7 protein-coding genes are annotated in these 8,068 nt (G+C 72.2%); 1 reads left to right on the forward strand and 6 read right to left on the reverse strand.

What is annotated here, in order from left to right; genetic code table 11:
* The 5 genes from OEY_RS0100420 to OEY_RS0100440 form a co-directional block, all read right to left on the reverse strand.
* A partial coding sequence (locus OEY_RS0100420; RefSeq protein ID WP_010591986.1) for an ATP-binding protein occupies window positions 1–829 on the reverse strand: 829 nt, incomplete at its 3' end.
* A 7-nt stretch (window positions 830–836) separates the two neighbouring features.
* Window positions 837–2,435 carry an acyl-CoA carboxylase subunit beta gene (locus tag OEY_RS0100425; RefSeq protein ID WP_010591987.1) on the reverse strand — a complete coding sequence of 533 codons (1,599 nt, stop codon included), beginning with the start codon at window positions 2,433–2,435 and terminating at the stop codon, window positions 837–839.
* Complete coding sequence (locus OEY_RS0100430) at window positions 2,432–3,580, reverse strand: acyl-CoA dehydrogenase family protein (RefSeq protein WP_010591988.1); 1,149 nt, start codon at window positions 3,578–3,580, stop codon at window positions 2,432–2,434. The genes OEY_RS0100425 and OEY_RS0100430 overlap by 4 nt, the downstream gene beginning before the upstream one ends.
* Entirely contained in the window at window positions 3,577–5,337 is a 1,761-nt protein-coding gene (locus OEY_RS0100435) for an acyclic terpene utilization AtuA family protein (protein ID WP_010591989.1), read from the reverse strand. Before OEY_RS0100435 ends, OEY_RS0100430 begins: the two co-directional genes overlap by 4 nt.
* Window positions 5,334–6,125 (reverse strand): TIGR03084 family metal-binding protein, encoded by a 792-nt coding sequence (locus OEY_RS0100440; RefSeq protein ID WP_010591990.1) that lies wholly within the window; start codon window positions 6,123–6,125, stop codon window positions 5,334–5,336. The genes OEY_RS0100435 and OEY_RS0100440 overlap by 4 nt, the downstream gene beginning before the upstream one ends.
* 145 nt (window positions 6,126–6,270) lie before the next feature.
* Between OEY_RS0100440 and OEY_RS0100445 the strand changes: the two genes are divergently transcribed.
* Window positions 6,271–7,152, forward strand: coding sequence for an EamA family transporter (locus OEY_RS0100445; RefSeq protein ID WP_026137587.1), 882 nt, complete (start codon window positions 6,271–6,273; stop codon window positions 7,150–7,152).
* A gap of 25 nt (window positions 7,153–7,177) precedes the next feature.
* Here OEY_RS0100445 and OEY_RS27855 read toward each other — a convergent pair.
* Window positions 7,178–8,068 (reverse strand): MFS transporter (locus tag OEY_RS27855; protein WP_010591992.1); only part of this gene is annotated, 891 nt, incomplete at its 5' end.

Consider the following 8,068-nt stretch of genomic DNA (forward strand, 5'->3'; position numbering starts at 1 on the left):
TCGCGAGGAACTCGACCGTCCCGGCGCCCTCGTAGTCGATGGCGTGCGCGGCGCGCCGGGCCGCCTCGAACAGCCGCTCCCGCATGCCGGGGGTGGCGTCGACGAGCGGCGACGGGGCCTCCTCGACCACCTTCTGATGCCGCCGCTGGATCGAGCATTCGCGCTCCCCCACCGCCCACACGGTCCCGTGCCGGTCCGCGAGGACCTGCACTTCGATGTGCCGCCCCGTTTCGAGGTAGCGCTCGCAGAACACCGTCGGGTCGCCGAATGCGGACTGTGCCTCACGTCGGGCCGCGGCGAGCTGGTCGGACAGTTCGGCCAGGTCGCGGACGACCCGCATGCCGCGGCCGCCGCCCCCGGCGGAGGCCTTGATCAGCACGGGCAGGTCGGCCTCGGTCACCGCGGCCGGGTCCAGCTCGGCCAGCACCGGCACGCCGGCGTCGGCCATGATCTTCTTGGCCTCGACCTTCGAACCCATCCGGGCGATGGAGTCCGGGTCCGGCCCGATCCAGGTCAGTCCCGCGTCGAGGACCGCCCTCGCGAATTCGGCGTTCTCCGAGAGAAACCCGTACCCCGGGTGGATCGCGTCGGCCCCCGCCGTGCGGGCAGCCGCGATGATCGCCTCGCCGCGGAGGTACGTGTCGGCGGGGGCAGTGCCGGGCAGGTGCACCGCGACGTCGGCCTCGGTGACGTGCGGGCTGTCGGCGTCCGCGTCGGAGAACACGGCGACGGTGCCGAGGCCGGCCCGCCGGCAGGAGGCGAACACCCGGCGGGCGATCTCGCCGCGATTGGCGACGAGCACGGTGGTGACGGTGTCGGAACGGTTCACTGCTGCCTCACATCCGGAAGACACCGAAGCTGTCGGTGCCCTCGATCGGCGCGTTGGCGATGGCCGACAGGCACATCCCCACCACGGTGCGGGTGTCGCGCGGGTCGATGACCCCGTCGTCGTAGAGCCGGCCGGACAGGAACATCGGCAGCGACTCCGCCTCGATCTGGTTCTCGATCGCCGCGCGCATCGCCTCGTCGGCGGCCTCGTCGAACGCCTGACCGCGCGCCTCGGCAGCGGCCCGTCCGACGATGGAGATGACGCCCGCGAGCTGTGCGCCGCCCATCACCGCGGACTTGGCGCTGGGCCAGGCGAACAGGAACCGCGGGTCGAAGGCGCGGCCGCACATCCCGTAGTGGCCGGCCCCGTAGGAGGCGCCGAGCAGGATCGAGATGTGCGGCACCGTCGAATTGGAGACGGCGTTGATCATCATCGAACCGTGCTTGATCATGCCGCGTTCCTCGTACTCGCGGCCGACCATGTAGCCGGTGGTGTTGTGCAGGAACAGCAGTGGCGTGTTCGCACGGTTGGCGAGCTGGATGAACTGGGTGGCCTTCTGGGATTCCTCGCTGAACAGCACGCCGCGGGCGTTGGCGAGGATTCCCACCGGGTAGCCGTGCAGACGGGCCCAGCCGGTGACGAGCGACGACCCGTACAGCGGCTTGAACTCGTCGAAGTCGGAGTCGTCGACGATGCGGGCGATCACCTCGCGCGGGTCGAACGGCACCTTGAGGTCGGCGGGCACGATGCCGAGCAGTTCCTCGGGATCGTGGCGGGGCTCGCGTACCTCCGGGTGGGGTTCGGGGCCCTGCTTGCGCCAGTTCAGACGACGGACGATGCCCCGGCCGATCCGGATCGCGTCGGGTTCGTCGACCGCGTAGTAGTCGGCCAGGCCGGAGGTGCGGGCGTGCATTTCCGCGCCGCCGAGGGATTCGTCGTCGGATTCCTCGCCCGTGGCCATCTTCACCAGGGGCGGCCCGGCGAGGAACACCTTCGACCGCTTCTCGATCATCACCACGTGGTCCGACATGCCCGGGATGTAGGCGCCACCCGCGGTGGAATTGCCGAACACCAGGGCAATGGTCGGGATCCCGGCGGCGGACAGCTGTGTCAGGTCGCGGAACATGCGCCCGCCGGGGATGAACACCTCCTTCTGGGTGGGGAGGTCGGCGCCGCCCGACTCGACGAGGGAGATGACCGGCAGCCGGTTCTGCATCGCGATGTCGTTGGCGCGGAATCCCTTTCGCAGCGTCCACGGGTTGCTCGTGCCGCCGCGGACGGTGGGGTCGTTGGCGACGATCAGGCATTCGACGCCCTCGACGACGCCGATTCCGGTGACGGTGCTGCCGCCGACCGGGAACTCGGTGCCCCAGGCGGCGAGCGGGGACAGCTCGAGGAACGGCGAATCGGGGTCGAGGAGCAGTTCGATCCGTTCGCGTGGCAGCAGCTTGCCGCGTTCGTGGTGCCGTCGGACGTACTTCTCCCCGCCGCCGGCGAGGGCCTTGGCGTGTTCGGCTTCGAGCTCTGCCAGCTGGGCGGCCATCGCCTCGGCCGCGGCGGCGTACTCCGCCGAGGACGGGTCGACGGTCGTCTGCAGGATGCTCACGCGGTGTACCCCAATCGTTTCGCGGCAAGTTCGGTGAGGATCTCGGTGGTGCCGCCGCCGATGCCGAGGATGCGCATGTCGCGGTACTGTCGTTCGACCTCGGACTCGGCCATGTAGCCGAGGCCGCCGAAGAGCTGCACGGCCTGGTGTGCGACCCACTCCCCGGCCTCGACGGCGGTGTTCTTGGCGAAGCACACCTCGGCGACGAGGTCGCCGTCACCGACGAGGGATCGCTCGACGACCCGCCGGCCGTACACCCGCGCGACGTCGATGCGCCGTGCCATCTCGGCGAGGGTGCGCTGTACCGACTGCCGGGAGATCAGGGGCCGGCCGAACGTCTCGCGGTCCCGGCACCAGGACACGGTCAGATCCAGGCACCGCTGCGCGCTCGAGTAGGCCTGGGCGGCGAGGGCGATCCGCTCGGCGACGAACGCCTGCGCGATCTGCGCGAAGCCGCTGTTCTCGGCTCCGACGAGATTCGAGACCGGCACGCGCACACCGGCGAACGACAGTTCCGCAGTGTCGGAGGCACGCCAGCCCATCTTGTCCAGCTTGCGCGAGACGGTGAAACCCGGTGTGCCCTTTTCGATCACGAGCAGCGAGACACCGGCGGCACCGGGGCCGCCGGTGCGCACAGCGGTGACGACGAAATCGGCGCGGCAGCCGGAGGTGATGTAGGTCTTGGCGCCGTCGACGATGTAGTGATCGCCGTCGCGGACGGCGGTGGTGGTCAGGTGCCCGACGTCGGAGCCGCCGCCGGGTTCGGTGATCGCGAGGGAGCCGACGAGCTCGCCCGCGAGGGTCGGGGCAACCCACTTGCCGATCTGCGCTTCGTCGCCGGCGGCGACGAGGTGTGGCAGGGCGATGCCGCAGGTGAACAGGGAGGCGAAGGCGCCGCCGGAGGCGCCGGCCTCGTGGAAGGCCTCGCACACAGTGAGGGTGTCCGCCGCGTCGCCCCCGGAACCGCCGACGGCCTCGGGGAATCCGGCGCCGAGCAGCCCGAGAGCGGCGGCCTTCTTGTGCAGTTCGCGGGGCAGTTCACCGTCGCGCTCCCACGCGGCGAGATGCGGCAGGATCTCGCGCCGGACGAAGGAGTGGACCGTCGAGCGCAGCTCGCGGCGTTCGGGGGTGTCCCAGATGCTCACTCGGTGTACTTCCTCTCGGGGTTCGCTGTCCCGCCGCCCTCCAGGAGGACCTCGGGGATGTAGAGGTATCGGCTGCGCAGCCACTCGCCGAGACCCTTCGCCTGCGGGTCGAAGCGGGCCTGCGAGGCGACGCCGCGGCCGAGGATGCCCTCGATCACGAAGTTCACCGCCCGCAGGTTCGGCAGCACGTGACGTGTCACGGTCAGGTTCTTCGATTCGGGCAGGAGGGTTTTCAACGTGTCGACGGTGAGGGTGTGCACCAGCCACCGCCACTGGTCGTCGGTGCGCACCCACACCCCCACGTTCGCGTCGCCGCCCTTGTCGCCGCTGCGGGCGCCGGCGACGAGTCCGAGCGGTGCGTGTCGTGCGGGCCCGGGCGGTAGCGGCTCGGGGAGCTCGGGTTCGCCGACGGGTTCGAGTGCACGCGTCGGGGTGACGCACGGAATCGGGACCCGGTTGCCGTCGGGCAGCACCGCGGTGTGCGGCACCTCGGCGGCGCCGACGTAGCCGGGGGTGAACACCGCGTACGGTTGTCCGTTGCCGGGCGGGGCGGTCAGCGCGAAGCCCGGGTAGCTGGCCAGCGCGTACTCGACGGCGACCGACGAGAAGGCGCGGCCGACGACCTTCGGGTCGCGGTCGCGGACGGTGCAGCGCAGCAGGGCGCTGGCCGCCTCCTCGGTGTCGGCGTCCGGATGGTCGGTGCGGGCGAGTGTCCATTCGAGCTCGGCGGGCCGGGTGGTCAGGCTCGCCTCCACCTGCCGCCGCACCAGGGCGGCCTTGGCCTCGATGTCCAGACCGGTGAGGACGAACACCGCTTCGTTCCGGAAGCCGGCGAGGGCGTTGAGGGAGACCTTGAGCGTGGGTGGCGGCGCCTCACCGCGGACGCCGCTGATGCGGACCCGGTCCGGGCCGTCCGGGGTGAGCCGGACGGTGTCGAGGCGGGTGGTGACGTCGGGGCCGGCGTAGCGGCCCCCGGTCACCTCGTACAGCAGCTGGGCGGTCACGGTGCCGACGGTGACGGCGCCGCCGGTGCCCGGGTGCTTGGTGATCGTGGAACTTCCGTCGGCCTCGATCTCGGCGATCGGGAAGCCCGGCCGGTCGAGATCGGCGATCTCGGTGAAGAAGGCGTAGTTGCCGCCGGTGGCCTGGGCGCCGCACTCGATCACGTGCCCGGCTGCCACCGCGCCCGCGAGAGCGTCGAAATCATCCCGGGCCCAACCGAAGTGGGCTGCCGCGGGACCGACGATCACCGACGCGTCGGTGACCCGGCCGGTGACGACGAGGTCGGCGCCGGCGGTCAGGCATTCGGCGATGCCCCAGGCGCCGAGGTAGGCGTTGGCGGTCAGGGGCGGCGGATCGGCGGCCAGCCCGAGTTCGGCGGCCCGGGCGATGAGATCGTCGCCCTCGACGTGGGCGACGGCGACGTCGAGTCCGAGCCGGCCGGCGAGGTCGCGCACGGCCGTCGCCAGCCCGGCGGGGTTGAGTCCCCCCGCATTGGCGACGATCTTCACGCCCTTGTCGACGGCGAGCCCGAGACAGTCCTCGAGTTGCCGCAGGAACGTCTTGGCGTAGCCGAGTTCCGGGTCCTTCATCCGATCCCGGCCGAGGATGAGCATGGTCAGCTCGGCGAGATAGTCGCCGGTCAGGTAGTCGAGTTCGCCGCCCTCGAGCATCTCCCGCATAGCTGCGAGCCGGTCGCCGTAGAAGCCGGAACAGTTCCCGATGCGCACCGCACGGCCCGCCGGCTGCGCGTTCACGCGGTCGCTCCGTCCGGGGTGCGCCCGGCGCCGGGCGGACCGGCGAACGCCTGCGCGAGCTCGAGCCATGCATCCGCGTCCGGTCCGGTGGCGACGAGGTCGGTGTCGGTGCGGTGGACCCGCTGGGTCACCAGGCGGCAGAAGTCGACGGCGGATCCGGTGACGGTCTGGGCGGCGCTCTCGGGACCCCACGTCCACTCCCGCCCGTCGGGAGCGGTGAGGCAGACGCGGAACGGCTCGGCCGGCGGGGTGCGCCCGTGCACGGTGAACGCGAAGTCGCGGGTGCGGACACCGAGATGGGCAATGTGGCGCAGCCGGTGGGTGGGGGTCCGGGGGACGCCCAGCGCGTCGGCCACGTCGGCGCCGTGCGCCCAGGTCTCCATCAGCCGCGCCGTGGCCATCGAAGCCGCGCTCATGGGCGGGCCGTACCAGACGATCCTGGTCCCGGCCGGAACGGCCGCGAGGGCGTCGGCGAGGGCGCGTCGCGCCGCGCGCCAGTCGGCGAGCAGTTCGGCCGGCGGCCGGCGGGCCTGCTCCCGCGCCCCGTCGTCGACGAAGCGGTCCGGGTCGGTGATCTCGCCGAGCCCGGCGACGAACGCCTCCGGGTCTTCGACGGCGGTGAGGGCGGCCCGATCGGTCCACAGCAGATGCCCGACCTGGTGGGCGATGGTCCAGCCCTCGGCGGGCGTCATAGTCGCCCAGCGCTCGTCCGGGAGGTCGGCGACGAGGGCATCGAGGTCCTCGCCCTCGGCACGCAGATCGTCGAGAAGCGGTTGCAGCTCCGTCATGCGACCAGAGTCACACTCGCGGCACGGAAAAGCAAGCTCTCGTGATTGTTTTATTGCGCGGCGTCGCCGCTGCTGCCGATCGTGCTGCCGTGCGGCAACATTCGTCACACGCGGGACGACGGATCCCGGGACTTCCGGAGGACGCATGAGCAGCACGGCACGGGCGCCACGAGGCGGCAGCCGGACCGTGCCCGTCGCGGCCGTGCTCGGCTCGGTGCTCTCCCTGCAGTTCGGTGCGGCCTTCGCCAGCACCCTGTTCGACGACGTCGGCGCCCTCGGCACGGTCACGCTGCGGCTGACGCTCGCCGCGGTGATCCTGTGGGCGGCGGTACGGCCGTCGGTGCGGCACTGGGGCCGGGCGCAGTGGCGCGGCGCGGCCGCCCTCGGGGTGAGCCTGGCCGCGATGAACGGCTTCTTCTACGTGGCGATCGCCCGGCTCCCGCTCGCGGCAGCGGTCACGATCGAGTTCCTCGGACCGCTCACCCTCGCCGCGGTGCTCTCCCGCCGCCCGCGGGACGCGCTGTGGGTGGCCCTCGCGCTGGCCGGGGTGGCCCTCCTCGGGGCGCGCGGCCTCGGTGGGGACGGCGACGCGCTCGACCCGGCCGGGGTCGGATTCGCGCTGCTCGCCGCGGCCGGCTGGGCCTGGTACATCGTCGCGGGCTCGCACGTGGCCGCCACCGTCTCCGGCGCGGCGGGCCTGACCGTCGCCACCACCGTCGCGGCGGTGCTCGTCCTGCCCTTCGGTCTCGGAACCGCCGGCGCCGGCCTGGCCGATCCTGCGATTCTCGGCGCCGGGGCGGTGGTGGCCCTGCTGTCCTCCGTGATCCCCTACAGCCTGGAGATGCGGGCGCTGCGCGATCTGCCGAGAAACGTGTTCGCGATCCTCATCGCCCTCGAACCGGCGGCGGCGGCACTGGCGGGTGCGCTGGTGCTCGGCCAATGGGTCCAGCCCGCCGCGGCGGCAGGCATCGCGCTGGTGATCGTCGCCGGAGTCGGCGCCCTGCACGGCAGCAGCGAACCGCGCTGACCCGGCACCGCGGCGGCGAACCGCGCTAACGGTCCACGTCGCCGGGCGCGGCCTCCGACCGGCCGTCCGGCTCGGCGCGTTCGTCCACCGCCGGCTCGGCGCGTTCGTCTCGAGCGCGGTACGACGCGAGCAGCCGCCGTTCGGCGTCGCGTTTCGGGAATGCGAAGAACACCAGGACGGCTCCGGCGGCGACGACGAGAAGGGCGGCGGCATATGCCTTCGTGTCCCCGGCGAGGAATGCCGCGCGCGCCGCGGCCATGATGGCGTCGGCGTACTGCGGGTACCGCTCCGCGAGATCGGCGGCACTCGCGAACGACTTGGTCAGCGCAGCCTGGGTCTGGTCGCTGATCTCGTCCGCGTCCGGCGACGATGCGACGGCCGCCGAGATCGACGCCACGTACCCGGCGGTGAGCAACGCCCCGAGGACCGACTGCATCACGGCCCCGCCCAGGTCCCGCTGCAGGTCGGCCGTCGCGGACGCCATCCCGGCGCGGGTCACCGGCACCGAGCCGGTGAGCGAGCGCGAGGCGGGCGTGCCGGCGAAACCCACCCCGGCCCCGACGAAGGCGTACGCGAGGGCGATCTGCCAGTAGCTGGAGGTCTCGTCCCACATCGTCAGTGCGACGGTGAGCCCGAGGAGGATGAACGCGTAGCCGAGCAGCAATGTGGTGCGGGCACCCCGGCTCTCGACCAGGCGGGCCGAGTACGGAGCCACGACGAGCATGCACGCGGCGGCGGGGAGGATCGTCGACCCGGCGGCGAGCGTGGAGTAACCGAGCACGTTCTGCAGAAACTGCTGCCCGACGAACATCGCGCCCATCAGGGTTCCGAACACGATGATGCCTGCCACCGCAGCCACCCAGAACGTCGGCCGCGCGGCCACCTTCAGGTCGAACAGCGGCTCCGGGCCCCCCCC

The organism is Rhodococcus sp. P14 (assembly GCF_000256505.1).
GTDB lineage: Bacteria > Actinomycetota > Actinomycetes > Mycobacteriales > Mycobacteriaceae > Rhodococcus > Rhodococcus ruber.

What these genes read in the sequence shown, in the direction of transcription:
- OEY_RS0100440 (WP_010591990.1), bottom strand. Translation starts at nt 6,125, where the DNA reads ATGACGGAGCTGCAACCGCTTCTCGACGATCTGCGTGCCGAGGGCGAG.
- OEY_RS0100445 (WP_026137587.1), top strand. Translation starts at nt 6,271, where the DNA reads ATGAGCAGCACGGCACGGGCGCCACGAGGCGGCAGCCGGACCGTGCCC.